The sequence below is a fragment of the Paraburkholderia susongensis genome (assembly GCF_900177725.1).
GTDB classification, from domain to species: Bacteria; Pseudomonadota; Gammaproteobacteria; order Burkholderiales; family Burkholderiaceae; genus Paraburkholderia; species Paraburkholderia susongensis.
Window position 1 is genome coordinate 384,915 of record NZ_FXAT01000005.1, and the last position, 23,236, is coordinate 408,150.

26 protein-coding genes and 1 pseudogene are annotated in these 23,236 nt (G+C 65.6%); 11 read left to right on the forward strand and 16 right to left on the reverse strand.

The genetic code is table 11. The features are described from left to right. Positions 1-104 precede the first annotated feature (104 nt). Positions 105-1,406: an NAD(P)/FAD-dependent oxidoreductase gene (locus B9Z01_RS17925; RefSeq protein ID WP_085485407.1), complete on the forward strand. Its 1,302-nt coding sequence runs from the start codon at positions 105-107 to the stop codon at positions 1,404-1,406. A 106-nt stretch (positions 1,407-1,512) separates the two neighbouring features. Then, positions 1,513-2,208 carry a TetR/AcrR family transcriptional regulator gene (locus tag B9Z01_RS17930; RefSeq protein WP_085485409.1) on the forward strand — a complete coding sequence of 232 codons (696 nt, stop codon included), beginning with the start codon at positions 1,513-1,515 and terminating at the stop codon, positions 2,206-2,208. 101 nt (positions 2,209-2,309) lie between these two features. Here B9Z01_RS17930 and B9Z01_RS17935 read toward each other — a convergent pair whose 3' ends face one another. The 3 genes from B9Z01_RS17935 to aroQ all read right to left on the reverse strand — a co-directional run bounded on the left by B9Z01_RS17935 (position 2,310) and on the right by aroQ (position 5,156). Next, on the reverse strand, positions 2,310-3,683 hold the full coding sequence (locus B9Z01_RS17935) for an MFS transporter (RefSeq protein WP_085485411.1): 1,374 nt from the start codon (positions 3,681-3,683) through the stop codon (positions 2,310-2,312). A 91-nt stretch (positions 3,684-3,774) separates the two neighbouring features. Beyond that, positions 3,775-4,704 carry a shikimate dehydrogenase gene (locus B9Z01_RS17940; protein ID WP_085485413.1) on the reverse strand — a complete coding sequence of 310 codons (930 nt, stop codon included), beginning with the start codon at positions 4,702-4,704 and terminating at the stop codon, positions 3,775-3,777. Then, positions 4,701-5,156 carry a type II 3-dehydroquinate dehydratase gene (gene aroQ / locus B9Z01_RS17945; RefSeq protein WP_085485415.1) on the reverse strand — a complete coding sequence of 152 codons (456 nt, stop codon included), beginning with the start codon at positions 5,154-5,156 and terminating at the stop codon, positions 4,701-4,703. Before aroQ ends, B9Z01_RS17940 begins: the two co-directional genes overlap by 4 nt. Before the next feature lie 318 nt (positions 5,157-5,474). On the opposite strand from aroQ, the gene B9Z01_RS17950 reads away from it, so the two are divergent. From B9Z01_RS17950 to B9Z01_RS17960, 3 genes are all read left to right on the forward strand, one after another. Next, positions 5,475-7,367, forward strand: a complete 1,893-nt coding sequence (locus B9Z01_RS17950; protein WP_085485750.1) for a bifunctional sugar phosphate isomerase/epimerase/4-hydroxyphenylpyruvate dioxygenase family protein — start codon at positions 5,475-5,477, stop codon at positions 7,365-7,367. Between the two features lie 333 nt (positions 7,368-7,700). Then, entirely contained in the window at positions 7,701-8,033 is a 333-nt protein-coding gene (locus tag B9Z01_RS17955; protein WP_085485417.1) for a hypothetical protein, read from the forward strand. Between the two features lie 178 nt (positions 8,034-8,211). Further along, positions 8,212-8,466 carry a hypothetical protein gene (locus B9Z01_RS17960; protein ID WP_085485419.1) on the forward strand — a complete coding sequence of 85 codons (255 nt, stop codon included), beginning with the start codon at positions 8,212-8,214 and terminating at the stop codon, positions 8,464-8,466. 72 nt (positions 8,467-8,538) lie between these two features. Here the strand turns inward: B9Z01_RS17960 and B9Z01_RS17965 are convergent, their stop codons facing one another. The 7 genes from B9Z01_RS17965 to B9Z01_RS17995 form a co-directional block, all read right to left on the reverse strand. Next, on the reverse strand, positions 8,539-8,868 hold the full coding sequence (locus B9Z01_RS17965; protein ID WP_085485421.1) for a hypothetical protein: 330 nt from the start codon (positions 8,866-8,868) through the stop codon (positions 8,539-8,541). Between the two features lie 15 nt (positions 8,869-8,883). Further along, entirely contained in the window at positions 8,884-9,651 is a 768-nt protein-coding gene (locus B9Z01_RS17970) for an AraC family transcriptional regulator (protein ID WP_085485752.1), read from the reverse strand. A gap of 171 nt (positions 9,652-9,822) precedes the next feature. Then, on the reverse strand, positions 9,823-11,181 hold the full coding sequence (locus tag B9Z01_RS17975; protein ID WP_085485423.1) for an FAD/NAD(P)-dependent oxidoreductase: 1,359 nt from the start codon (positions 11,179-11,181) through the stop codon (positions 9,823-9,825). Then, a complete protein-coding gene (locus B9Z01_RS17980; RefSeq protein WP_085485425.1) occupies positions 11,178-11,453 on the reverse strand; it encodes a (2Fe-2S)-binding protein in 276 nt (91 codons plus the stop codon). Before B9Z01_RS17980 ends, B9Z01_RS17975 begins: the two co-directional genes overlap by 4 nt. After that, on the reverse strand, positions 11,446-12,609 hold the full coding sequence (locus B9Z01_RS17985; RefSeq protein WP_085485427.1) for an NAD(P)/FAD-dependent oxidoreductase: 1,164 nt from the start codon (positions 12,607-12,609) through the stop codon (positions 11,446-11,448). The genes B9Z01_RS17980 and B9Z01_RS17985 overlap by 8 nt, the downstream gene beginning before the upstream one ends. Continuing rightward, positions 12,606-13,562, reverse strand: a complete 957-nt coding sequence (locus B9Z01_RS17990) for a 4-hydroxyproline epimerase (RefSeq protein WP_085485429.1) — start codon at positions 13,560-13,562, stop codon at positions 12,606-12,608. Before B9Z01_RS17990 ends, B9Z01_RS17985 begins: the two co-directional genes overlap by 4 nt. Positions 13,563-13,721: 159 nt before the next feature. After that, positions 13,722-14,459, reverse strand: coding sequence for a response regulator transcription factor (locus B9Z01_RS17995; RefSeq protein ID WP_085485431.1), 738 nt, complete (start codon positions 14,457-14,459; stop codon positions 13,722-13,724). Positions 14,460-14,827: 368 nt separating this feature from the next. Here B9Z01_RS17995 and B9Z01_RS18000 point away from each other — a divergent pair, with 368 nt between their 5' ends. Both B9Z01_RS18000 and B9Z01_RS18005 read left to right on the forward strand, forming a co-directional pair. Further along, complete coding sequence (locus B9Z01_RS18000; protein WP_085485433.1) at positions 14,828-16,129, forward strand: MFS transporter; 1,302 nt, start codon at positions 14,828-14,830, stop codon at positions 16,127-16,129. Between the two features lie 233 nt (positions 16,130-16,362). Beyond that, the gene (locus B9Z01_RS18005) at positions 16,363-17,871 is read left to right on the forward strand and encodes an MFS transporter (protein WP_085485435.1); all 1,509 of its coding nucleotides are present in this window, start codon (positions 16,363-16,365) and stop codon (positions 17,869-17,871) included. A gap of 16 nt (positions 17,872-17,887) precedes the next feature. Here the strand turns inward: B9Z01_RS18005 and B9Z01_RS18010 are convergent, their stop codons facing one another. The 5 genes from B9Z01_RS18010 to B9Z01_RS18030 all read right to left on the reverse strand — a co-directional run bounded on the left by B9Z01_RS18010 (position 17,888) and on the right by B9Z01_RS18030 (position 20,568). Next, the gene (locus B9Z01_RS18010; protein WP_085485437.1) at positions 17,888-18,160 is read right to left on the reverse strand and encodes a hypothetical protein; all 273 of its coding nucleotides are present in this window, start codon (positions 18,158-18,160) and stop codon (positions 17,888-17,890) included. A 91-nt stretch (positions 18,161-18,251) separates the two neighbouring features. After that, a complete protein-coding gene (locus B9Z01_RS18015) occupies positions 18,252-18,686 on the reverse strand; it encodes a DoxX family protein (RefSeq protein WP_085485439.1) in 435 nt (144 codons plus the stop codon). A 333-nt stretch (positions 18,687-19,019) separates the two neighbouring features. Then, positions 19,020-19,484: an RbsD/FucU family protein gene (locus B9Z01_RS18020; RefSeq protein ID WP_085485441.1), complete on the reverse strand. Its 465-nt coding sequence runs from the start codon at positions 19,482-19,484 to the stop codon at positions 19,020-19,022. Positions 19,485-19,775: 291 nt separating this feature from the next. After that, the gene (locus B9Z01_RS36920) at positions 19,776-20,159 is read right to left on the reverse strand and encodes a hypothetical protein (RefSeq protein WP_244196055.1); all 384 of its coding nucleotides are present in this window, start codon (positions 20,157-20,159) and stop codon (positions 19,776-19,778) included. A 40-nt stretch (positions 20,160-20,199) separates the two neighbouring features. Then, positions 20,200-20,568, reverse strand: a complete 369-nt coding sequence (locus tag B9Z01_RS18030; RefSeq protein WP_085485443.1) for a nuclear transport factor 2 family protein — start codon at positions 20,566-20,568, stop codon at positions 20,200-20,202. A 75-nt stretch (positions 20,569-20,643) separates the two neighbouring features. Between B9Z01_RS18030 and B9Z01_RS34935 the strand changes: the two genes are divergently transcribed. Continuing rightward, positions 20,644-20,937, forward strand: a complete 294-nt coding sequence (locus B9Z01_RS34935) for a hypothetical protein (protein WP_143808970.1) — start codon at positions 20,644-20,646, stop codon at positions 20,935-20,937. Between the two features lie 102 nt (positions 20,938-21,039). Beyond that, positions 21,040-21,384 carry a hypothetical protein gene (locus B9Z01_RS18035; RefSeq protein WP_143808971.1) on the forward strand — a complete coding sequence of 115 codons (345 nt, stop codon included), beginning with the start codon at positions 21,040-21,042 and terminating at the stop codon, positions 21,382-21,384. Between the two features lie 108 nt (positions 21,385-21,492). On the opposite strand, the pseudogene B9Z01_RS18040 reads toward B9Z01_RS18035, so the two are convergent. Next, positions 21,493-21,603 (reverse strand): annotated as a pseudogene (locus B9Z01_RS18040) (BrnA antitoxin family protein); the annotation flags it as partial. Positions 21,604-21,761: 158 nt separating this feature from the next. Here B9Z01_RS18040 and B9Z01_RS18045 point away from each other — a divergent pair. Both B9Z01_RS18045 and B9Z01_RS18050 read left to right on the forward strand, forming a co-directional pair. Beyond that, positions 21,762-22,622 carry a helix-turn-helix domain-containing protein gene (locus tag B9Z01_RS18045; protein ID WP_244196056.1) on the forward strand — a complete coding sequence of 287 codons (861 nt, stop codon included), beginning with the start codon at positions 21,762-21,764 and terminating at the stop codon, positions 22,620-22,622. 23 nt (positions 22,623-22,645) lie between these two features. Then, complete coding sequence (locus B9Z01_RS18050; RefSeq protein ID WP_420814691.1) at positions 22,646-23,173, forward strand: GNAT family N-acetyltransferase; 528 nt, start codon at positions 22,646-22,648, stop codon at positions 23,171-23,173. Positions 23,174-23,236: the final 63 nt, after the last annotated feature.

A 23,236-nucleotide genomic window follows, 5' to 3' on the forward strand; every position in this document is an offset into this window, starting at 1 on the left:
AGAGACGAATAGACGAGAGGCCGTGTGGCGCGGCCCCGTGCAGAAATCCGAAAGCGAATCCGACGGCTAGACGCCGACACTCGATTGCCGCTACGCTAGCGGCCATGCAAAGTTTCTACGAAGCCACAGTCGCCCGCTCATCCGCCTATGCACCGCTCACCGCCCGGCGCAGCGCCCACGTCTGCATCATCGGCGGCGGGCTCGCGGGACTCTCCACCGCATTGGGACTCGCCGAGCGCGGCGTCAAGGACGTCGTCGTGCTCGAAGCGCAGCAGGTCGGTTTCGGCGCCTCGGGACGCAACGGCGGTTTCGTGTTCGGCGGCTACAGTCTCGATTGCGCCGACCTGCTCAAAACACTCGGCCCGGCCCGCGCACGCGAACTCTATACGCTGACCACCGACGCCGTCGACCTCATGCGCACGCGCATCGCGCGCTACCGGATCGATTGCGACGCGACCGACGCCGGCGTGATCCTCGCCAACTGGTTCGACGAACCCGCCCGGCTCGAAGCACAGCGGCGTCTGATGCGCGATTCGTTCGGCGTCGACTGGGAGCCGATCGCGGCTGACGAACTCGCCACGCAACTGAAGACAGACCACTATCACGGCGGCCTCTTCGAGCGCAACGCATTCCACTTTCATCCGCTCAAATATGTGCTCGGTATTGCCGCCGCGGCCGCGCAAGCGGGTGTGACGATTCACGAGCGTTCGCCGGTCGTGCGTCTGCGGCGTGAGGGAGCGGCCTCCGATGCGGGCTTCGTCGTGGAAACGCCGCAAGGCGCGCTCGACGCGCGCCACGTCGTGATGGCCGGCGGCGGCTACGCGCGCAACGTCTATGCGCGCGTCGAGCGGGCGGTGCTGCCGATCGCCACCTACGTGATGGCGACCGAACCGCTCGGCGCGCGTCTGTCCGAGGCGATCGCCACGCGCGCCGCGATCTACGACACTCGCTTCGCGTTCGACTACTACCGGCCGCTGCCCGACACCCGCATCCTGTGGGGCGGACGCATCTCGGTGCGTGACCGCGAACCCGAGGCGATCGCGCGTCTGCTGCGGCAGGATCTGCTGAGGGTTTATCCGCAGCTGCGCGACGTGCGCATCGAGCACGCATGGGGCGGCCTGATGAGCTACGCGCGTCACAAGATGCCGCAGATCGGCCGCAGCGCGGACGGCGTCTGGTATGCGGTCGCTTTCGGCGGACACGGCATGGCGCCGACCACGGTGTCCGGCGAGCTGCTGGCCGCGGCGATCAGCGGCGAGAAGCCGGTGCCCGATGCGTTCGCGGCGTTCGGCCTGACGCGCACGTACGGCGCGCTCGGCCTCGCCGCCGCGCAGCTCACCTACACCGCGATGCAAACGCGCGACGCGTTCGCCGCGCGCCGCCGGCGCACGCATCCCGCCACCTGAGCGTTACCCCGGGGCCCCTCGGGACCCCGCCGCTTACGCCTGAGACCCGCGCCGAAGGCCGGTTTCAGCATGCTAGAATGCGCCGTCACCGCCGCTCGAATCCACAATGAAAAAGGGAAGCAAGGCCGCCGAGCCTGATACCAACGGCAACGCGTCAGGCTCGTCGCGCGCCGACTCCCGGCGCAAGTACGACCCCGAACAGACGAAGCGCAACATCCTCGACGTCGCGACCCAGGAGTTCTCCGCGATGGGACTGGCGGGCGCGCGCGTCGACGCGATCGCGGAACGCACGAACACCACCAAGCGCATGCTGTACTACTACTTCGGCAGCAAGGAAGGGTTGTACCAGGCGGTGCTGGAGAAGGTGTATGGAGACATTCGTGCGCTCGAACAGGATCTGCACATCAGCGAACTCGATCCCATCGAGGGCATGCGCGCACTGGTCGAATTCACGTTCGACTACCACGACCGCCAGCGCGATTTCGTGCGCCTCGTGACGATCGAAAATATTCACGGCGCGAAGTACGTCGAGCAGGTGAAGACCTTCAAAGGCCGCAACGTTACCGTCATTCACACGATTGAAGATCTGCTCGCGCGCGGCATTGCGGCGGGGCAGTTCCGCAGCGATATCGATCCGATCGATCTGCATCTGATGATCAGCTCGCTATGCTTTCATCGCGTCGGCAACCGGCATACGTTCGGCACCGCGTTTGGGCGGGATCCGTCGCATCCGCGTTTGCGGGCGCGGCATCGGGCGATGATCGTCGATGCGATCTTGCGGTTCGTAAAGAAGGAAGATTGAGCGAAAACACAAAACCCCTGGTTATCGCCTCACTGCGACGACAACCGGGGGTTCAGAAGCCAACGCTGCCGTCACATCTCACGACAGCTCAACCATAGCGCTTAGTCCGCCAGCACGATCCGCTTGATATCGCCGACCACGAAGATATACGACAGCGCCCCGATCAACGCGATCACGCCGATAAACACCAGCGCACCGACGAACGAACCGGTTGCGGCAACGATCACTCCGACCACGAGCGGCGTCACGATACCCGCCAGATTCGCGGCAAAGTTGAAGATGCCGCCGGTCACGCCAAGCAGCCCTTCCGGCGCGATATCCGACACGAGCGTCCAGCCGAGCGCGGCCATGCCCTGCGCGAAGAACGCCACCGACAGAATCGCGATCACCACCACATTGCTCTCGACATAGTTCGCGAGAATGATCGTCGAGGCGAGCAGCAGGCCGGCGATGATCGGCAGCTTGCGCGCCACGTTCGGCGACTTGCCGCGACGCAGCAGCCAATCGGAGAACACGCCGCCGAACATCACGCCGATCGACGCGGCGATGAACGGCATGATCGCGAAGAAACCGATCTTCAGCCACGCCATATGACGCTCGGTGGCGAGATACGTCGGGAACCACGTGAGGAAGAACACGAGCGTCGAATTGCCCGCGAACTGGCCGAGGCAGATGCCGGTCAGTTGACGATGCCTGAGCAGTTGGCCGATGGTGCGCCATTCGAACCCGCGCTTCGGCGAAGCCGCTACGTCACCCGCTGCCGCATCGGCATCCTTGCCCCGTTGCGTGAGCCCGCCGCCCGCCTCGATATAGTCGAGCTCTTCCTGATTCGCCGCCGGATGATCGCGCGGCTCGCGATACAGCAGCCACCACACCACGCCGAACACGAGGCCCACGCCGCCGACCACGAGGAAAAGCGAGCGCCAGCCGAACGCGCCCATCAGCATGAACAGGAACGGGCTGAAAAACGCGAGGCCGATATATTCACCGACCGTGTACGTGCCCGTCGCCATCGCGCGTTCGCTCTGCGGGAACCACGTGGCGACCACGCGGCTGTTGGTCGGAAAGCAGGGCGCTTCCGACACACCGAGGCCGAGACGGAACGCGAACAGCGCGCCGATGCCGTGCACGAGACCTTGTGCGAGCGTGCAGAGCGACCAGAACGTCATCGACAGGAAGTAGGTCACCTTGCTGCCGAAGCGGTCGAGAAAGAGCCCGCCCGGAATCTGCGCGGCCACGTAGCTCCACGAAAACACGGAGAACAGCAAGCCCATCAGCGCGGCGTTGATGCCGAGCTCTTTGGTCAACTGCGGCGCCGCGATGCCGAGCACCGTGCGATCGAGATAATTGATCATCGTGCCGATCGCGAGCAGCGCGAGGATCTTGTAGCGGGCCTTCGAGCGGCGCGCGGTGCTCACCGCCGCGCCCTTCTGGAGCGGCGCGTTCGCGGGACTGGATTGAATCGGTTGCGGCATGTCGTGCTGGTCTCTTCAAACAGATTGTGCCGGACATACGCTGCCGGATAGCGGCCCTCGACGGGGCTTTCTTACTTTTACCCAGGAACGCTCAGGGGCGTTCCAGCAATGACTGGAAGTGCGTGTAGACGCGCTCCGCGTCGGGTTCGAGTCCCGTGAAGATGCGCATCGCGTCGACCGCCTGATAGACCGCCATGCCGCCGCCGCTCAGCGTGCGGCAGCCGAGCGCTTCGGCCGCCTGCAGGAGCGCCGTGCGGATCGGGAAATAAACGATGTCGGCCACCCACAGGTCGCGATGCAGCAATTCGGCCGGCAGCGGCAAGCCCGGCAGTTTAGCCATGCCAGTCGGCGTCGCGTGAATCAGGCCCTGCGCGGCCGCCAGCGATTCCGGGAGCGACGTGCCCGCGCTGACCCTGGCTGCGGGGAAACGCTTCTGCAATTCACCGGCGAGCGACTGTGCGCGGCTTGCGTCCACGTCGAATAACGTCAGCGATTGCGTGCCCATGTTCAGCGCCGCATGCGCGACCGCCGCGCCCGCGCCGCCCGCGCCGAGTTGCACGACGCGCTCGAGCGACACGTCGGGCAGGCCGCGCTGGAACGCGCGCGCGAAGCCGGACCAGTCGGTGTTGTGGCCGATGCGCTTGCCGTCCCTGAACAGCACGGTGTTGACCGCGCCGAGTGCGCGCGCGTCGTCGGACAGTTCGTCGAGCAGCGGAATCACCGCCTGCTTGCACGGATACGTGATGTTCAGGCCGTTGAAGCCCATGCGCTCGGCGGCGGTCAACAGTTCCGGCAGCGCGGCGGTGTCGAGCTTCAGCGCTTCGAGATCGATACGGCGATACACGTAGTGCAGACCGAGCTGGCTGCCCTCTTCCTCGTGCATCGCGGGCGTGAGCGAACCGCTGATGCCCGAGCCGATCAGGCCGACCAGGTACGAGTGGCCGGTTGCCCGCGAACTCGCCTGCGCATTCGCCAGCGCGCCGATCTGCGCGTCCGTCCGGGTGTTCTCTTGAGTGTTCATTTTGCCGCCCTATTCTTAAGAATCGTCGCCATCCGCTCGAGCGCGAGCACATAGCCCTGAGTGCCGCAACCGACGATAACTGCCTCCGCCACCGCCGACACGTACGAGTGATGCCGGAATGCTTCGCGCCGATGCACGTTCGAGATATGCACCTCGATGACGGGCTTTTCGATCGCCGTCAGCGCATCGGCGATCGCCACCGACGTATGCGTATAAGCGGCGGGATTGATGACGATGCCGTCGACCTTGGTGCGCGCCGCATGCAGCCAGTCGATCAGTTGATGCTCGGCGTTCGACTGGCAGAAGTCGATCGCGAGGCCGAGGCGTTCGCCGGCGTCGCGGCACAGCTTCGCGACGTCGTCGAGCGTTTGCGCGCCGTAGATGGCCGGCTCGCGCGTGCCGAGCAGATTGAGGTTCGGTCCGTTGAGGACCAGTACGGAGGCAAAACTCATGACGACTCCTGCAAAGTGAGGCGCGTGGCGAACCGCGGCGCCCGCGTGCGGTTCTTCGACGCGTAGCGAAGTGTGCGCGCATCGGCCGCCGCCGTCATTCGGGGTTTCTACGAATTTGTACCATCTAGTTAGTTTGTATAGACTAGCGAAACTCGCGGCTAGTGTGGGAGACTCTGACCCACGCCTTGCCTCGGCGCGTAACGAACTGGCCCAATTTGCGCATTGCAACATGCCCGCCTGACGGCGCTGGCAGGCGCGCCGCACCGTTTCGCCGCTCTCGTTTTCTCCGTCGTTTGTCCGTTACTGCAGGAGCCGTTCATGCAACGTTCGATTGCCACCGTGTCGATTAGCGGCACCCTCGTCGAGAAGCTGGGCGCGATCCGCGCGGCGGGCTTCGAAGGTGTCGAGATCTTCGAAAACGACCTGCTGTACTTCGACGGCTCGCCCGCCGACGTGCGCCGTATCGCCGAAGACCTCGGTCTGAAGATCATGCTGTTCCAGCCGTTTCGCGATTTCGACGGCGTGAGCCCGGAGCGGCTCGAGCGCAATCTCGAACGTGCGAAACGCAAGTTCGACGTAATGCACGAACTCGGCACGGACCGCATTCTCGTGTGCAGCAACGTCTCGCCGGAGACGATCTGCGACGACGCGCTGATGACCGACCAGCTCGGCGCGCTCGCCCGCGCGGCCGAAGCGGCCGGCGTGATCGCCGGCTACGAAGCGCTTGCGTGGGGCAAGCACGTGAAGACCTACCGCCACGCGTGGAAGCTCGTCGACGCGGTCAATCATCCGAACCTCGGCCTCGTGCTCGACAGTTTTCATACGCTGTCGCTGAACGACACGGTGGACGCGATCGCCGACATTCCGGGCGAGCGCATCGCGTTCGTGCAGATCGCCGACGCGCCGAAGCTCGCAATGGACGTGCTCGAATGGAGCCGCCACTACCGCTGCTTTCCGGGCCAGGGCGACTTCGATCTCGCGAACTTCACCGCGCAGATCGTGAAAGCCGGCTACAAGGGCCCGCTTTCGCTCGAAATTTTCAACGACGGCTTTCGCGCCGCCCCCACCACGATCACGGCCGCGGACGGCCACCGCTCATTGCTGTTTCTCGAGGAACAGACCCGCACGCTGCTCGAGGAACAGCAGGAGCCGCAGCAGACAGCCGCCGACCTGTACCAGTCGCCTGCCGCGCCCACACACGTCGGCTATCAGTTCCTCGAATTCGCGGTCGATCACACCACGCGCGCGCAGCTTGCCGACTGGCTCGGCAAGCTGCGCTTTCGCCAGGCCGGCCAGCATCGCTCGAAAGACGTGACGCTGTATCAGCATGGCGCCGCGTCGATCGTGCTGAACGCCGAGCCCGATTCGTTCGCGAACGCGTTTTTCCAGCAGCATGGTTTGTCGCTGTGCGCGTCGGCGTTTCGCGTGGACGACGCGAGCCAGGCGTTCGAGCGTGCGGCCGGCTTCGGCTACGCGCCGTTCTCCGGCCAGATCGGCCCGAACGAACGGGTGCTGCCCGCGGTGCAGGGACCGGACAGCAGCCTGAACTATTTCGTCGACGAAACGCCGGATCAGCCGACGCTGTTCGAAGCCGATTTCGTCCTCACCGATATCAACGGCCCGGTCGAAGTGGGCCCGCTCACGCGCATCGATCACGTGTGCCTCTCGGTGCCGGCCAATTCGCTCGATACGTGGGTGCTATTCCTGCGCACCGCGCTCGGCTTCCAGGCGGAGCCGGGGGTGCTCGTGCCCGACCCGTACGGGCTCGTGCGCAGCCGCGCGCTGCGCAGCCACGACGGCTCGGTGCGGATCGTGCTGAATGCATCGGTGGATCGCCATACGGCGGTGGCCGAGGCGCTGCACACGTATCACGGCTCGGGCCTGAACCACGTCGCGTTCAGCACCGGCGACATCTTCAGCGCGATTCCCGAGTTCGTCGCGGACGGCGTGCCGGTGCTGCGCATCCCGCGCAATTACTACGATGACCTCGAGGCCCGCTACGCGCTCTCCGACACGCTGCTCGAAGCGATGCGCGCGAACAATATCCTCTACGACCGCGACGAACGCGGCGGCGAGTTTTTTCATGCGTACACGGAACAGCTCGATCAGCGCTTTTTTCTCGAAATCGTCGAGCGGCGCGGCGGCTACGACGGCTATGGCGCGGCCAATGCGGCGGTGCGGCTCGCCGCGCAGGCGCAGCGGCGCAAGTAACGCGCAGGCATGGCGGGAGCCTGTTCCTCGACCGTTACCGCGCCGGAACCGGCCTCTGCGAACCTTGCCCGCCGGGACACCGGCGACTGGACGGTTGGTTACCAGAAGGCCGCCGCCCCGAAACCAGGCCGGCCGAACGACTTGCAGGCGCGCGACGATAGCGGCTGCCGCCTCTCCCGCGAGTCGGCCCCCTGGCACGCCACATGCGGCCCCCGCCGGGGCAGGCTCGCCATCTCGATATAATGGCGCCTGTTTCGCGGTCCAGCCCGTGTGCCTCTCATGACGCGCGGCGCGGCGTGCCGGACCGCCAGCCGAATCAACGCCAGGAGAGATATGAAGAAGTTCGCTGTAGCCCTGTCCCTTCCGCTGCTCGTCAGCGCTTGCGCGTATTTCCAGAAAGATCCGGATGCCGGCGAGCCCGTCACGGATACCACGACGCAGCGCTCCGTCGACGACGTGGTCTCCTGCCTGACGCAGATAGCCAACCGCCACGATGCCGCCTTCAAGTCCATGGAGATCCCGCAGGGTCAGATGCTTGATTTCGGCGACTCGAACATCGTCAAGGTGCGCAGCGACAATGGCTCGACAACTTACCGTTTCTATGCAGGCAAGCGTCATGTAAGCAACCTGTGGCTCGAGTCGGCGGGCAAAACCTGCGCCCCATAAGGGTTTGCGGGCGATTTGCGCGCGCTTTACGCGGTTGCGGGCGTGAAGTTCCGGGCGCCGGAATCTGATCCATTGCCACGGTCATGTCACGGTGTTACGAGACAATGGAGTCTTAAGAATCGTTTAAGACTTCGTCCGCATGATCCTTCCGACATGATCCCGCACGAGGTGCGCCCCCATGAACCAGCCTGAACCGAACACCAACGAAACGCCGGCCAAGCGGCCCACCATTCTGCGTCGTTTGCTCAGTCATCACGAACTGGCGACGCTGCTGCTGTTGTTGCATGCGCCGATCGACGCATCGGCGAAACCCGAAATTCCGCAACTCTACGAAGCCGGTCTCGTCGAGACCGTTTCGAACGACGCCGGCCCCGCGCATATCCGCCTCACGTCCGAGGGCAATGCGGTATTGCGTGGACTCGGGGTCAAGTAACACACCATCGTCGTCATCATTCGAGGCCGCGGCCAACGCCTGTCGTTGACGCGGCCTTTTCCATTTGGCCGATCAAGCCTGCCACACGCCGTACCCCGCCTCGCGTAGCCCGATCGCCAGTTCCACTTCCATATCCTGGGCGCCGCGATAAGGCATCGGATTGAACATTTCGTACAACTCGGGCATCAGGCGCAGGCCGTAATCGCGCACGTAGCGATTGGCCTGAATGCCCGCCTTGTGCCTGTCGAAACGCAGGTCCGGGTCGAGCCCCGTCATGCCGACATACACGCACGGCCGGTCGAACCGGTAATCGGGATTCGCTCGGCGAAAGCGCGCCTCGTTCCAGACCTTGTCGTCGAGCGCGACGACGTACACGTAGTAGTGATGCCCACGACCGGCCATGAGACGGGGTGCCGCTCAATTGCGCAACGTGCCGTGCAGCAGCATCCGGTATTCGGTCGGCGTGACGCCGACTGTCGCCTTGAATTGCCGCGTGAACGCGCTGTGATCGGTGTAGCCGCAACGCGCGGCGACGTCGGTGACCTTGTCGTGCGACACCAGCAGCGCGGTCGCCGCGTCGAGCCGCGTTTTCAGCAGCACCTGGCGCGGCGTCAAATGAAACACTTTGTGAAAATAGCGCTCCAGTTGCGCGACCGACATGTCGGCCATCGCCGCCAGCTGCTTCAGATTCAGCGGCTGCACGTAATTTTCCTGGATCGACTGCACGACCGCCGCAAGCCGGCTGTAGGCCGGGTGGCTGCTTTCGTCCGCCTTCAGATCGCGTGAAATACCGGCGAGCCCGACCACCTTGCCCGCCGCATCGCGCAGCGGCTGCTTGCAGGTCAGGCACCAGCCGGGCTGGCGGGCCGGATACAGGTGCAATTCGAGCTGATCGAGCATCTGGTTGCCGACGCCGATGATCGCCTTGTCCTGCGCGGTATAGATGCGGCCGAAACGGCGCGGAAAGACGTCCTCGGCAGTCCTGCCGAGCAGCGCGGCCTTTTCCTTGAAGCCGCAGCGCGAGGCGAGCGTGCGGTTGACGAGCGCGTAACGCGCGTCGGCGTCCTTCACGAAGAAGACGACGTCCGGCATCGCGTCGAATACCGGCTCGAGCAACCTGAAGTGCGACAGCATGCCGGACAGCGTCGTATCGTTCGGTTCGAGCGGATGAGCCAGCGTGTTCATCATGCGGGTTCCGTGGGTCCGTGCCTGGTTGAATGCGTTCAGGATGCGTTTGCGGATGCCTGCGCCGGCGCGGCCGGGCAGCCTGCATGTGCGGTCGATCGTGATCGGGTGCGGTCGATTATAAAACCGCGCGGCGCCCGACAATATCCGCTGCGCGCAGGCGCGAGGTCATCATTGCGTTGCCGCTGGCGGTTCGGCGGCCGTCATCAGCGTGCCGATCTGCGCCGGGTTGAACGGCGGACGCGGCATGGCGGCCGGCCAGCCGAAGTACAGATTCGCGGCCGCGCCGCAGATTCTTCCCTGGCACGGCCCCATCCCGCAGCGGGTCTGCAGCTTCGCGTCGCGCCAGTCGGCGCAGCGGCGCACCTCGCCGACGCTCACGTCTTCGCAGCGGCAAAGAAGCGTGGTGTCCGCGGGCGGCGTGCGGGCCGCGTCGCGCAACGCAAATGCGGTTGCGACGCGCGCGCCGAAGCGGCGCCAGCGCGCCCTGCGTGCCAGCAGTGCCTGCAGCGTCTGAAGCGCGGCCGGCTCAGCCGCCGCGCCGCTTGCCGCGAGCCCGGCGATCTCGCCCTCCACGCAGGCCAGCTCCGCGCCGCCGACACCCGTGCATTCGCCCGCCGCGTACACGTGTGCCAGCGAAGTCCGCTGTTCATCGTCGACCACGATCTCACCCGCCTCGCTGATCGCGCAGCCGAGAGCCTGCGCGAGCGTGACGTTCGGCAAAAGCCCGTAGCCGCACGCGATGCGGTCGCAATCGAGTGTCACGTCGCGCGCGCCGCGCCGGATCGTCACTTGCCGCACACGGTCCGTGCCGCGCGCTTCCCGCACCATGCTGCCGGTCCAGTAGCGCAGTCCGGTGAAACCGCGCGTGAGCGTGATCGCCTGGCGCAGCTTTGCGGGCTCGCGCAACAGCGAAGCGCCGAAGCGCGCGACATCGAGCGCCGGAGCCTGCTCCACGACCGCGATCACGTGCGCGCCGGCCTCGCGGGCGGTGGCGAGCGAGGCCATCAGCAGAGGACCGCTGCCGGCAATCACGATCCGCTCGTCGCGCACCGGCATGCCGCCCTTGATGAGTGCCTGCAGGCCACCCGCACCCGTGACGCCGGGCAAGGTCCAGCCCGGAAACGGCAGCAGACGCTCGCGCGCGCCGGTCGCGAGAATCAGCCGGTCATAGGAAATGGACACGCCGCCGTGCGCGGCCGATTCGAGCAGCAAAGCGTGCGAGCCGAGCGGCGCGATCACGCGGGTCGACGGCCAGTGAGTGAATCCGTCGTGCGTCTGCAAGGCGGCGAGCAGCGCGTGCAACTGAGCGTGCTGCGAGGCCTGTTGCGGCGATTTTCCCCGATTTCCCGGCCCCTGCCGCCAGATCTGGCCGCCGGCACGCGGATTGTCGTCGACGAGCGCCACGCTCGCGCCTGCGCGCGCCGCCGCCAGCGCGGCATTGAGCCCGGCCGGACCGCCGCCGATCACGACCACGCCGAAGTGCTGCGCGAATTGCTCCGTGAAGTACTGCGTGAAATGCTCTGTCATGCCTCGCCCGCCTTGTTCCATGTACGCACGCTTTGCCCTTCGCGGCACAGCGTCTGGCAAGCGAGCGCGTGCGCGCGGCCGTCGATCGTCACGCGGCACTCCTGGCACACGCCCATGCCGCACAACGCCGCGCGCGGCTCGCCTTTGACCGACAGCCGCGAGCCGCTCACGCCCGCCATCGCGAGCGCCGCGGCCACGGTCGTGCCGGCTTCCACTTCGATGCCGCGCCCATCGACCGTCAGACGGATGCGCACCGCGCCTGTATCAGTCATGGGTCACCTGTTCAGCAAAACGGACCGGCAGATAAGGCTCGCACGGAATCGGCGCGGCGCTTGCCACGATCTGCGCCGCGAGCAGCTTCGCGGTGGCGAGCGCAGTGGTCACGCCCAATCCTTCGTGTCCGACCGCGAGCCAGATCCGGGCAGCGTCGGCGGACGCGTGAGCGGATACATGAGCCGGCGCGAAGTCGCCGGCCGGTCCGATCAGCGGCAACCCGTCCGGCGATGCCGCGCGAAAGCCGGTCCACGCGCGAATAGCGTTGAGCGTCGGCAGCGCCGGCAGATAGCGCGCGGCGCGTTGCAGCATCTGCGCGAGCACGGGCATCTCGACGGCGGGATCGGTCGTGTCGAACTGGCGCGACGAGCCGAGCAGCAATTGCCCGGTCGGACGCGGCTGCGCATTGAACGCGACCGACGTGCCGGCCGCATGATGCGCGCTCTTGATATAGCCGAGCTCGAGCAGCTGATGACGGATCAGTCCAGGATAGCGGTCGGTGATCAGCAGATGCCCCTTCTTCGGCTGCAACGGCAGCGACGGCAGCAGTTGCGCCGCGCCGAGGCCATTGGCGACGATCACGTGCCCCGCGCCGACGCGTTCGCCATCGGCCAGCATGACGCCGCCCGCGCCGAGCGAGCTCACCGGAGCGCCGAGCCGCACGCGGATATTCGCCGCATGGGGCGATTGCGTGAGCAGCCATTCGGCGGCCGTGGGCGCGTACACGATGCTGTCGTGCACGATCCGCAAGCCGCCAGCCATCGATTGCGCAACCGCCGGCTCGCATTCGCGCAGCGCGGCCGCATCGAGCAGTTCCGCGGCGACGCCTTGCGCGCCGAACGCCGCGTGCATTGCGCGCGCGGCTTGCCATTCTTCGTCATCCTCAGCGATCCACAGCGTGCCGCAGCGCGTGAACGCGTCGCGCGAGCGCAGTTGCGGCGCGAGTTGCAGCCACAGCTCGCGCGAGTAGTGGCTCAGCGCGAATTCCGCGGGCGAGTCGTTCATCACGACGATATGGCCCATGCCCGCCGAGGTCGCGCCGCCGCCGATACGTTGCGCGTCGAGCACCTCGACGCGCATGCCGAGCGCGGCCAGCTCCGCCGCGCACGCGGCGCCGACGATGCCGGCGCCGATAATCAGCGCGTCCGGGCTCATGCGGTGCGAATGCCCCACGCGAACGGATCGCGTTCGTCGAAACAGAGGCGGCCTTCGGCCATGATGTGCGCGTGGCCGGTGATCGTCGGAATCACGTGGACACCGTCGCCCGCGGCGCGATAGCTCGCCTCGAACACGCTGCCGATGATGCTCTCCTGCCGCCACACCACGCCCTCGGCGAGTTTGCCGTCGGCGGCGAGACACGCGACCTTCGCGCTCGTGCCGGTGCCGCACGGCGAGCGATCGTAGGCATTGCCCGGGCACAGCACGAAGCTGCGGCTGTCGAGGCCGTCGCGCGAACCGGGGCCGAACAGTTCGATATGGTCGATCAGCGCGCCGTCGGCGCCGGTGATGTTCTGCGCGATCAGCGCGTCGCGAATCGCCGAGCTGAACGCGCTCAGACGCGCGATCTGCGACGCGTGCAATTCGTGGCCGTGATCGGCGACGAGGAAAAACCAGTTGCCGCCCCAACCGATGTCGCCGGTCAGCACACCGTAGCCGGGCACGTCGACCTGCACCGCCTGGCGATAGCGATACGCGGGCACGTTGCGCACCGCGACGCTGCCGTCAACGTTCAGCGTCGCCTCGACCACGCCGACCGGCGTCTCGATCCGGTGACTGCCCGGCCCGATCCGCCCCATATGCGCGAGCGACACGACGAGCCCGATCGTGCCGTGTCCGCACATGCCGAGATAGCCGACGTTGTTGAAGAAGATCACGCCGGCCGCGCAGGTGCTGTCGTCGGGCTCGCACAGCAGCGCGCCGACCACCACGTCCGAGCCGCGCGGTTCGGTGACGATGCCCGCGCGCCAGTCGTCAAAGCGCGTGCGAAAAACGTCGAGCCGCTGCGCGAGCGTGCCGCCGCCCAGATCCGGGCCACCCGACACCACGAGGCGGGTGGGTTCACCGCCGGTGTGCGAGTCGATAATGTCTAAGGTTTTCATGACGACCATGGTAGAAACCAGGCGCTCGCGGGTCTTGGTGCGCTTGCGCGCGGATTATGACGATTTCGGCATAGATCCGTTCTTGCGCATGGCCCTGTGCAGAGACACTCATAAGGTCAATGCGGGAAGATGCGTGATCGGCGCTTGCGGCGAAGCTTTACGCCGATTTCAGCATAGATCGTGCGCAGCTTCACGGGCCACGTTGCCCGTGGCCGCATCCTCGCACGAAAACAGCCGGTAGCCGCTTTTATACACCGGCTGCAACCTGAAGCCGTTGCGTTGCCCGATCTCGAGCAGTTGCCGCAGCCGTGACACGTGGCTGTCGATCGTACGGATCGATCTGCATGGCTCGCGGCCCCACACCAGCACGAAGATATGATCGCGCGACATCGTGCGGCCGAGGTTGGAAAAGAACAGCACGGCCAGTTCGAACTGGGTGCGCGACAGCGGCATCGGCTTGCCGCGCAACGTAGCCGCCTTGCGCACCATGTCGAAGCGGTACGGGCCGATCGCGAAGCTCGCCGTCGCGCGCAGGCGCTGCGGATACGCGCGCCGCAGCAGCGCCGCGACACGCGCGCGAAACTCGGCGGGGCGCAGCGGCAGCGCGACGTAGTCGTCCGCGCCGCCGGCGAGCGCGCGCACCATGCTGTCCTCCGACGCGTCGCCCGATACGAACATGATCGGCAGATGCTCGCCGACGGCCCGGCGCACCGAGTGCAGGAGTTCCGGGCCGAAGAGCCGCGTGCCCAGCCAGTCCAGTATCAGCAGATCCATCGTGGAATGGGTGAGCGCCTTCGAGATCGTGGGGCCGTCACGATACGCCGTGCAGAAATAGCCGGCGCTCACGAGGACGTGTTCGATCGACTGGCGCACGGCCGGGTCACGCTGAAGAACGGCGACGCGCATGGAATGGACTCCCGACAGAAGGAACGCAAGCCATTCTCGGAGGCACGCTGCGCCGCTCCCATAGGAGCATTCCGAATTTGCGCGCGCAGCGCACACTGGCTGCGGACCGCCGCGCTCGCAGCGCAGGCGCGCCGATCTCCGCATGAAACCGCTTCCGAAGCTTTCTTCAAGCTCATTGAGCGCTTGCGGAAGGAGCCGGCTTTCATCCTGTAAAATCCGCGCCGGCCTCAGTCGTGAGCGCCCGCCCTATCCGGACGGCGCGCCGGTGTCCCGTGCTCTACCCAGCGCCCGCCACACTTCTCGCCCAACGACCGCCGCATGACCACGCGCGCCGCGTGTGGCGTCCAATTCAACAGAACAACTTAGCAATGCAAGCGACAAATCTGGGTGGAGCGCAGACCGTCACCCCACGCCCTCTTGGGTACAACGATTACAAGACGCTCGGTCTCGCCGCGCTCGGCGGGGCGCTCGAGTTCTACGACTTCATCATCTTCGTGTTCTTCGCGCCGGCGATCGGCCAGTTGTTCTTCCCGGCCTCGATGCCGGACTGGCTGCGCCAGGCGCAGACCTTCGGCATCTTCGCGGCGGGCTATCTGGCGCGGCCGCTCGGCGGCATCATCATGGCGCACTTCGGCGACCTGTTCGGCCGCAAGCGCATGTTCACGCTGAGCGTGCTGCTGATGTCGGTGCCGACGCTGCTGATGGGCTTCATGCCCACCTACGCGAGCATCGGCGTGTTGGCGCCGGTGCTGCTGCTTCTGTTGCGCGTGATGCAAGGCGCGGCGGTCGGCGGCGAAGTGCCGGGCGCGTGGGTATTCGTCTCCGAGCATGTGCCGGGGCGGCACGTCGGCTATGCGTGCGGCACGCTGACGGCCGGCCTCACCGCGGGCATCCTGCTCGGCTCGCTGATCGCCTCGGCGGTGAACCGCCACTTCACGCCCGCCGACATTTCGGCCTACGCGTGGCGCATTCCGTTCCTCGTCGGCGGCGTGTTCGGCATGTTCTCGGTCTACCTGCGCCGCTGGCTGCACGAGACGCCGGTGTTCGCCGAACTCAAGCAGCGCAAGGCGATCGCCGCCGAGGTGCCGCTCAAGGCGGTGCTGCGCGACCACGGCCGCGCGGTGGTTGTCTCGATGCTGCTCACGTGGATGCTGTCGGCCGCGATCGTCGTCGTGATCCTGATGACGCCGACATTGCTGCAAAAGCAATTCCACATCGAGCCGGCCACCGCGCTGATCGCGAACTGCGTGGCAACGCTGTGCCTGACGATCGGCTGCGTGATGGCGGGCTCGATCGCCGGGCGCATCGGCGCGGGCCGCACGATTTTCGTCGGCGGCCTCGCGCTCGCGGTGACCTACTACGTGATGTTCCGTCAGCTCTTCGTCGATACGTCGATGCTCGTGCCGCTGTATGCGCTGGCGGGGTTCTTCGTCGGCGTGATCGGCGCGATTCCTCTCGTGATGGTCCGCGCGTTCCCGCCGGTGGTGCGCTTCTCGGGCATCTCGTTCTCGTACAACGTCGCGTATGCGGTGTTCGGCGGCCTCACGCCGGTCGTCGTGTCGCTGCTGATGAAGTCCAATCCGATGGCCGCGCCGCTGTATGTCGGGGCGATCTGCGTGCTGGGGGCAGTGACCACGCTGTTCATCAAGGACGCGCCGCGGGGGCGGTGACCGGCTCTCTGGGAGTTGGCGACGGCGCGGCGCTGGGTTGAAGCGTCGTCGCTTGCGGTGGTTTGCTGCGGTTTGTTTGCTGCGGTTTGCTTGTCGCGATTCACGCGCGGCGACTTGCGAAAACTGAACGCTCCATGCTTTCGGCACACCGCGCGCATTGCTCCCCGGTGGCGACATCCATACTTCACGTCGCCCCGAAACATGGCCCACTGCATCGGTTTTACGATGCAGTCATGAACTCCTCCACTCCCTCGGTCTCGCCCGCCCTCGGCCGCGTTCTCGTGACAGTCAGCGTCGGCTTCGTCGTCACGCAGCTCGACGTGACCATCGTCAACATCGCGTTGCCGCGCATCGGCGCGGACCTGCATGCGAATGTCGCTGGCCTGCAATGGGTCGTCGATGCATACACGCTCGCGTTCGCGGTGCTGATGCTGTCGTCCGGCGCGCTCGGCGACCGCTTCGGCGCGCGGCGCATGTACGCGGCCGGGATCGTGCTGTTCGCGTTCGCGTCGCTCGCGTGCGGGCTCGCGCTCGATGCCGCGATGCTGGTTGGCGCGCGCGCATTGCAAGGCATCGGCGCGGCCGCGATGCTGCCGAACTCGCTCGCGCTGCTCAATCAGTCGTATGGACACGACCCGAAGCTGCGGGCACGCGCGGTCGGCCTGTGGACCGCGTCCGGTGCGATTTCGATTGCGGCGGGCCCGGTTGCCGGCGGCCTGCTGATCGCCGCGTTCGGCTGGCGCAGCATCTTCCTCGTCAATCTGCCGATCTGCGCGGCGGGCCTGCTCGCAACGCTGCTGTGGGTGCCGCGCCCGCAGACCGTACAGCACACCGAGCAACACGCCGCACGACACGCCGCTCAACCCAGCGCGCCGGCCGCTGCCCGTGGCAACACGGGCGCGGCGCCGCGCGGCATCGACCTCGGCGGCCAGGGTCTCGCGATCGTCGCGCTGACCGCGTTCGTCGCCGCCGTGATCGAATGGCGGCCGCTCGGCCTCGCGCATCCGTTCGTGGCCGGCGGCTTCGTCATCGCGCTGCTTGCGGCAAGCGCCTTTGTGCTCGTCGAGGCGCGCGTCGCAAGCCCGATGCTGCCGCTATCGCTGTTCGGCAAGCGCACGTTCAGCGCGGCGGTGCTGTTCGGCATCTGCGTGAACCTGACTTACTACGGGATGGTGTTCGTGCTGAGTCTTTACCTGCAGCGCGTACGCGGCTACACGCCGTTGCAGGCGGGGCTCGCGTTCCTGCCGCTGACGGGCGGCTTCCTGGTCTCGAATCTCGCGAGCGGCCGGGTGATCGGCCGCTTCGGCGTGCGCGTGCCGATGATTCTCGGCGCGATCACGGCCGGCCTCGGCTACGGCCTGCTGCATTTCGTCGATGCCGGCACGCCGCTCCCCGCCCTGCTGCTGCCGTTCCTGCTGATTCCATCGGGCATGGGCCTGGCCGTGCCGGCCATGACCACCGCGGTGCTTGCATCGACCGAGGCGAAGCGCGCGGGGACCGCATCGGCGGTATTGAATACGGCGCGGCAGGCGGGCGGCGCGGTGGGTGTGGCCGCCTTCGGCGCGCTCGCGGGCGGCGTGGACGCAACGCAGATCGTCGCGGGGACGCAGGCCGCCACCGCTATCTCAGTCGGTTTGCTGGCGCTGGGCGGGGTGCTCGCGTGTCTCGTGCATCCGGAACCGCATGCGCCGGCACCGGCTGTGCGCGAAAGTCAGGCTCAGCGGTTGAGCGAGTCGCGGTAAGGGACATCGGCATCGCCTAAAGCGACGCCTCCTGAATCGCGCCGGTGTCGATCGCGCGTTCGATCAACCCTTCGTTGCGCGCCTTGGCGATCGCGTCGGCGATCAGCTTCTCCGGCTCCTCGATTTCCACCTTCAACGCACCGAGAAACCCGGACGCATCGAGAATCACCAGCGTCGTGGCCGAATCGGCGAGGCTGATGATCACGCGATGCGGCGTCGGCCCTTCACCGAGACTCGCGCACAGTTGCGTAAGCTTGCCGCCAATCATCTGCTCGAAGTTCTGAATCATTCTCTGCTCCCCTGATTGCCGCAGAACCGGGCGCGCGCGTCAGCGCGTGCCGCGTCGCAAGCGTGCCGCGCCGGCCGCCAACGGTGATGCCTCAAAGCCCGCCGAGGCCGCCGCGCGGCGCGCGTGCGCCATCGATGCTCAGGCGTCCCGCGCCGGTCACGAACAGCAGCAGGAAGCCGCCCGCGATACCGATGTTCTTCCAGAAGTGAATCACCATGTCGTGCTGCATGGCCGGATCGGTGATGTTCCAGAAATCGTGGCCGAGCACCGCGGTGATCACCGTGTACGCGGCCATGAACAGCGCGAGCGGACGAATCTTGAAACCGACGACCAGCAGCAGCCCGCCGAGCACTTCGACCGCGGTCGCGATAGGCGCGGCGATCTGCACGAACGGCACGCCTTTCGAATGCAGGTAGCCGACAAAGCCCGCATAGCCCAGCAGCTTCATCACCCCGCTCCACAGGAACAGCACGGAAAGGGCAAGACGGGCGATGAAAATGATGCCGTAATCGACGGGACGCGTCATGTGGGACTCCTGTAATTGACTAAGCAGCAGACCCGGAAGGGCAGCCGCAGTTCCCCGCCTTGCCCCTGAGCATATGTGCAACGGCCGCCTTTTCCAAGTTTCTGGCATGAGGCCAGGCGCGCGGAGCGCGAGTGCGGCGCGCTCCGCCTCGCGGATAGGTGGCGCCCTAGGGCAGATTGTCGTCCGGATCGAGTGAATACACCAAGGTTATGTTGCCGCTCGCACCGTCGCGCTCGAATGGCCCTGCCTCGATTTCCGCGCGGTCGGCGAGCCGCCGCGCCTTCGCTCCGGCAGGGCTCGCGGCTGGCACAAAGCACCGTTCGGCACTGCCGCCTATGCGCGCGGCGCGTCCGGCGCGAGCAGCACGCCCTTCGTGAACACGAAGCAGCCGTAGCCGCGCTCCTCGCCGGTTGCAATCACGCAATACGCTTTGCGGGCGCGCTCGTAAAACGCGAATCGTTCGATCGACACGAATGGCACTTCGCGCCCTTCCGCCGCATTGACCTCGGCCTGGGCTTCGCGCTGCACCGCGGGGATAGTATGCGGCTCGCCGACTACTTCCATGCGCGAGGCGGGGTGATCGATGAAGGTATCGAGCGGCAGCACCGACAGCACCGCGCGAATCGCACGCGGCGAACTCACGCCATCGAGACGCAGCGGCTTGCGGAGCACGGTGTCGCGCGCGACCGATTCGGCCGGAAAGTTTGCATCGCAAATGACGAGTTCGTCGCCATGGCCCATCGAGCGCAGCGCATACAGTATGTCGGCGTTCAGCAGCGGGTCCAGGTTCTTCAGCACAGTGTCTCCTTGTGGCGCGGTTGATGGCTTGCCGTTTGACATGACGCGCGGTTCGGCCGTGCGCCTGAGCGGCTTGTGACCGACTTGTAATCGGTTTGCGATCCGCTCGTGATTGATGGGTGATCGGCTCGTGCGCGTACATTCGCACCGGCTACGCGGCGAAACACGTGAGCCACGGTCTCGATCGCGACTTCTGCTTCACAGCGTCTGCTTCACGGCGTCTGCTTCACGGCGTCTACTTCACGGCGTCTACTTCACGGCGTCTACTTCACGGCGTCTACTTCACGGCGTCTACTTCACGGCCGACCGATTGTAGCAAGCCGGGTTGCGCACTTCCGCACAACCCGGCTTCGCATGGGCGAACACGCTGTGCGTCCCATCAATTGGATACACGCCGCCCACGCAGGCCATCGCCGATCCGCTGCATCGTGCGGCATGCGAGTCGACGCTTGCGCTGCACTGCCAGCGCAGCCAGCCGACCATCGCCAGCAGCACGAGCCCCGCGCCGCCCAGCACCGGCTCGCGCCAGCCGAGCAGCGCCATGAACATGAACGCCCGCGCGCCGGCGAGTAGCGCAAAGCCGGCGATCGCGCCCGATAGCGCATCGACGGCGGCGGACACGCGCGCGAACGTACAGTTAGTCAGGACAGGCGTGGAGGCTGCGGGCTCGTGCATGATCGTCTCCGTGAAAATTCGGTGTGGGTCGTGAGTGGCGTCAGGCTGCGCCAGGGGCTTCGTCGAGAAAACCGGTGACCGCCTGCAGGCGGCCGTGCGCATCCACCACGCCGAAGTCGGAACCCTTGACGATCGCCTCGCCGGCCGGCGTGGTCAGCGCCCACGAGAACCGCAGGCGATTCGCAAAGCCGTCGACGTCGGTCGTGCGGCTAAACGTGTGATGCGGAAAACGCTCGTGCACTGCGCGGATCATCGCGTCGATGCCGTCGTGTCCCGCACCGGCAAGCAGCGGGTCGCGATAGTCGGCATCGGCGCTCCACGTCGCAACAATCAACTCGCGGCGGCGCGCGCCATCGGTCTCGTTCCAGGCGTCGAAATAACGGTCGATCAGATCGGTATGTGCATTCATCTCAAACTCCTTGATTGGCAGGACTGAGCGCTACGCTCGGCACACGCGTCGTATGCGGCGGGCTCGGAGTGAAGATTGACCGCTCTCGTGCATCGCGTCGATTACGTGGCAGGTAAATATCTCGAAGTCATTCGCCTAAAGCCGCACTACGTCGCGCCAGCCGGTTTCCAGCCGCAATGCTTTACTGCCGGCGGCGTTGTGCGCGGTGCAGGAGTGCGCATGGAGTCATCCTTGATGAATTTGTCGGTAACGAGAAACGCACCGACTTTAGATAGCGTTCAGCCTTCGGCTACCGGCTTATCTGCGCTGACGATCGCATCCTGCTCGGCCGTTTCCCCCTCTGCCTTGAACCACGAGGCGATCTTCTGAGTGATGGCTTTGAGGTTCCCGGCGACGAGTAGAATTGATGCCTACAGGAAACGAATACATTCAACGGGGACTTCGCAAATGCAATGCTTTAGACAAAAGGTCGTGAAACTGGCTATTCGCTGCCTTGCCGCCGCATCAGTATTTTTGGCGGTGGGATCAGTAGCACATGCAGAGCCGACGATTTCGGATTACCAGAAACTCGATCGAAAAAACGGCCCTCTGCCGACGTACATATCCGGCCTGGGCCAGGCCTATCTTTGGGCGAATGTCGCTCTGCGAGCCGAGCAAGCGCAGCGACTCTATTGCCCCCCGCCCACACTCGTGATCAATCTCGACAACTACTATTCAATCCTCGACAGCTACATCAAGGAAAACAACACGCCGGGCGGCGATGCGCTTGGAATGACGTTGTTAATGGCCCTCAGGAAAACATTTCCCTGCAAATGAAAAAGCCCGCGCGGCGCGAGCCGTGCAGGCTTTCGTTTTCTCTGGACGCAACTCGGGCGCCACGGCACGTAGCAATATCAAAAGATTTGCGGGCCTACAAACTTCATTTCATGCCGGTTGATGGTCTTTCAGCCAATCGCGCAACGCATCGTTCATGCGCGTCTGCCAACCGTCGCCAGTCGCCTTGAACGCTTCGACAACGTCTGCCTCGTATCGCAAACGGCCGACATCACCAGCGCATGAATACGCAAACACATGCCCTCATGCAAAATCACAAAAACAGAAGTAACGCGTTGATTTGTACGAGAGATCGTCGTATTAAGGACTTTACCTCTCACGTAATGGTTTGCTCACACGCTTCGACTATGATCGGTGGCATGAACACACTCTCTCTTGCACAAGCGGTTCCCTCTCCTGCGCGCGCCGCCAGCCGCACGGTTGGCGATCTGCTGCGTGAATGGCGTCAGCGGCGGCGCATGAGCCAGTTGCTGCTCGCCACTGAGGCCGAGATTTCGACCCGGCATCTGAGCTTCGTCGAATCGGGTCGCGCCCTGCCGAGCCGGGAAATGGTCATGCATCTTGCCGAACGGCTCGAGGTGCCGCTGCGCGCACGCAATGCGCTGCTCGTGGCAGCCGGCTACGCACCGTTGTTTCGTGAGCGCCCGCTGTCCGATCCGCAGCTTGCCGCGGCGCGCGAAGCGGTCGAGCTGGTGCTCAAGGGGCATGAGCCCTACCCCGCCCTGGCAATCGATCGCCACTGGACCATCGTCGCAACCAACAACGCGCTCGCGCCGTTATTGAGCGGCGCAAGCCCGGAGCTGCTGAAGCCACCGGTCAACGCGCTGCGGTTGAGCCTGCATCCGCAAGGCATTGCGCCGTCGATCGTCAACTGGCATGCGTGGCGTGAACATGTGCTGGCCCGGCTGCAACGGCAAATCGAAGTAAGCGGCGATGATACGCTGAGCGCGCTGCGCGAAGAACTGGCCGCATATCCCGCGCCGCCCGGCGCAGACGCCGCAGCCGCAAACGACACCGGCGTCGATCAGATCGCCGTGCCGTTGAAGCTGCGCACGCCGATCGGCGTGCTGTCTTTCTTCAGCACGACCACGGTGTTCGGCACGCCGGTGGATGTCACGCTGTCCGAGCTCGCAATCGAGGCGTTCTTTCCCGCGGATCAGCAAACCGCCGCGGCACTGCGTGAGTTCGCCGCGAGCCAGAGCGCCGAGGTAGCGAGGTAGCGAGGTAGCGAGGTAGCATCCCATTGAACGACGCAACCGTACTCATTCGCCAACTCGGACCCGCCGACCGCGACGTCTATTTCCAGCTTCGTCTGCGCGGGCTGAAAGCGCATCCCGAATCGTTCGGCCAGAGTTACGAGGAAGCGCTGGCCAAAGGCCCCGCTCAGCACGACGCGACGTTGCAGGGCTCGCAGGCGGAAGGTACATTCCTGCTCGGCGCCTACGCATCGGCCGGCGCGCCGCTGATCGGCGTGGTCGGATTGCTGCGCAACCGGTCCGACAAGGAGCGGCACAAGGCAGCCGTGGTCGGCATGTACGTCGCGCCGGAAGCGGCTGGACGCGGCATTGGGCGCGCGCTGCTCAGCGAATTGCTGACGCGTGCAGCGCATGCAGACGGTCTGCGGCAAATCTACTTGACCGTGGGCAGCCGCAACGACGCGGCGCGCAAGCTCTACGAATCGCTCGGTTTTCGCAAATATGGCTGCGAGGCCGGTGCGTTGAATGTCGGCGGCGTCTTCCACGACGCGGATCTGATGATGCGTTTGTTGTAGGGGTTCGACAGCCGTATCGAACCGTTTTCCCGGCCGCCGTCGAGCGGCCTTTGCTCCGTTGTC

Bases quoted from the DNA above. Each gene is read 5' to 3' on its own strand.
- B9Z01_RS17925 (WP_085485407.1), top strand. From the start codon at position 105: ATGCAAAGTTTCTACGAAGCCACAGTCGCCCGCTCATCCGCCTATGCA.
- B9Z01_RS17930 (WP_085485409.1), top strand. From the start codon at position 1,513: ATGAAAAAGGGAAGCAAGGCCGCCGAGCCTGATACCAACGGCAACGCG.
- B9Z01_RS17935 (WP_085485411.1), bottom strand. From the start codon at position 3,683: ATGCCGCAACCGATTCAATCCAGTCCCGCGAACGCGCCGCTCCAGAAG.
- B9Z01_RS17940 (WP_085485413.1), bottom strand. From the start codon at position 4,704: ATGAACACTCAAGAGAACACCCGGACGGACGCGCAGATCGGCGCGCTG.
- aroQ (WP_085485415.1), bottom strand. From the start codon at position 5,156: ATGAGTTTTGCCTCCGTACTGGTCCTCAACGGACCGAACCTCAATCTG.
- B9Z01_RS17950 (WP_085485750.1), top strand. From the start codon at position 5,475: ATGCAACGTTCGATTGCCACCGTGTCGATTAGCGGCACCCTCGTCGAG.
- B9Z01_RS17955 (WP_085485417.1), top strand. From the start codon at position 7,701: ATGAAGAAGTTCGCTGTAGCCCTGTCCCTTCCGCTGCTCGTCAGCGCT.
- B9Z01_RS17960 (WP_085485419.1), top strand. From the start codon at position 8,212: ATGAACCAGCCTGAACCGAACACCAACGAAACGCCGGCCAAGCGGCCC.
- B9Z01_RS17965 (WP_085485421.1), bottom strand. From the start codon at position 8,868: ATGGCCGGTCGTGGGCATCACTACTACGTGTACGTCGTCGCGCTCGAC.
- B9Z01_RS17970 (WP_085485752.1), bottom strand. From the start codon at position 9,651: ATGAACACGCTGGCTCATCCGCTCGAACCGAACGATACGACGCTGTCC.
- B9Z01_RS17975 (WP_085485423.1), bottom strand. From the start codon at position 11,181: ATGACAGAGCATTTCACGCAGTACTTCACGGAGCAATTCGCGCAGCAC.
- B9Z01_RS17980 (WP_085485425.1), bottom strand. From the start codon at position 11,453: ATGACTGATACAGGCGCGGTGCGCATCCGTCTGACGGTCGATGGGCGC.
- B9Z01_RS17985 (WP_085485427.1), bottom strand. From the start codon at position 12,609: ATGAGCCCGGACGCGCTGATTATCGGCGCCGGCATCGTCGGCGCCGCG.
- B9Z01_RS17990 (WP_085485429.1), bottom strand. From the start codon at position 13,562: ATGGTCGTCATGAAAACCTTAGACATTATCGACTCGCACACCGGCGGT.
- B9Z01_RS17995 (WP_085485431.1), bottom strand. From the start codon at position 14,459: ATGCGCGTCGCCGTTCTTCAGCGTGACCCGGCCGTGCGCCAGTCGATC.
- B9Z01_RS18000 (WP_085485433.1), top strand. From the start codon at position 14,828: ATGCAAGCGACAAATCTGGGTGGAGCGCAGACCGTCACCCCACGCCCT.
- B9Z01_RS18005 (WP_085485435.1), top strand. From the start codon at position 16,363: ATGAACTCCTCCACTCCCTCGGTCTCGCCCGCCCTCGGCCGCGTTCTC.
- B9Z01_RS18010 (WP_085485437.1), bottom strand. From the start codon at position 18,160: ATGATTCAGAACTTCGAGCAGATGATTGGCGGCAAGCTTACGCAACTG.
- B9Z01_RS18015 (WP_085485439.1), bottom strand. From the start codon at position 18,686: ATGACGCGTCCCGTCGATTACGGCATCATTTTCATCGCCCGTCTTGCC.
- B9Z01_RS36920 (WP_244196055.1), bottom strand. From the start codon at position 20,159: ATGCACGAGCCCGCAGCCTCCACGCCTGTCCTGACTAACTGTACGTTC.
- B9Z01_RS18030 (WP_085485443.1), bottom strand. From the start codon at position 20,568: ATGAATGCACATACCGATCTGATCGACCGTTATTTCGACGCCTGGAAC.
- B9Z01_RS18045 (WP_244196056.1), top strand. From the start codon at position 21,762: ATGAACACACTCTCTCTTGCACAAGCGGTTCCCTCTCCTGCGCGCGCC.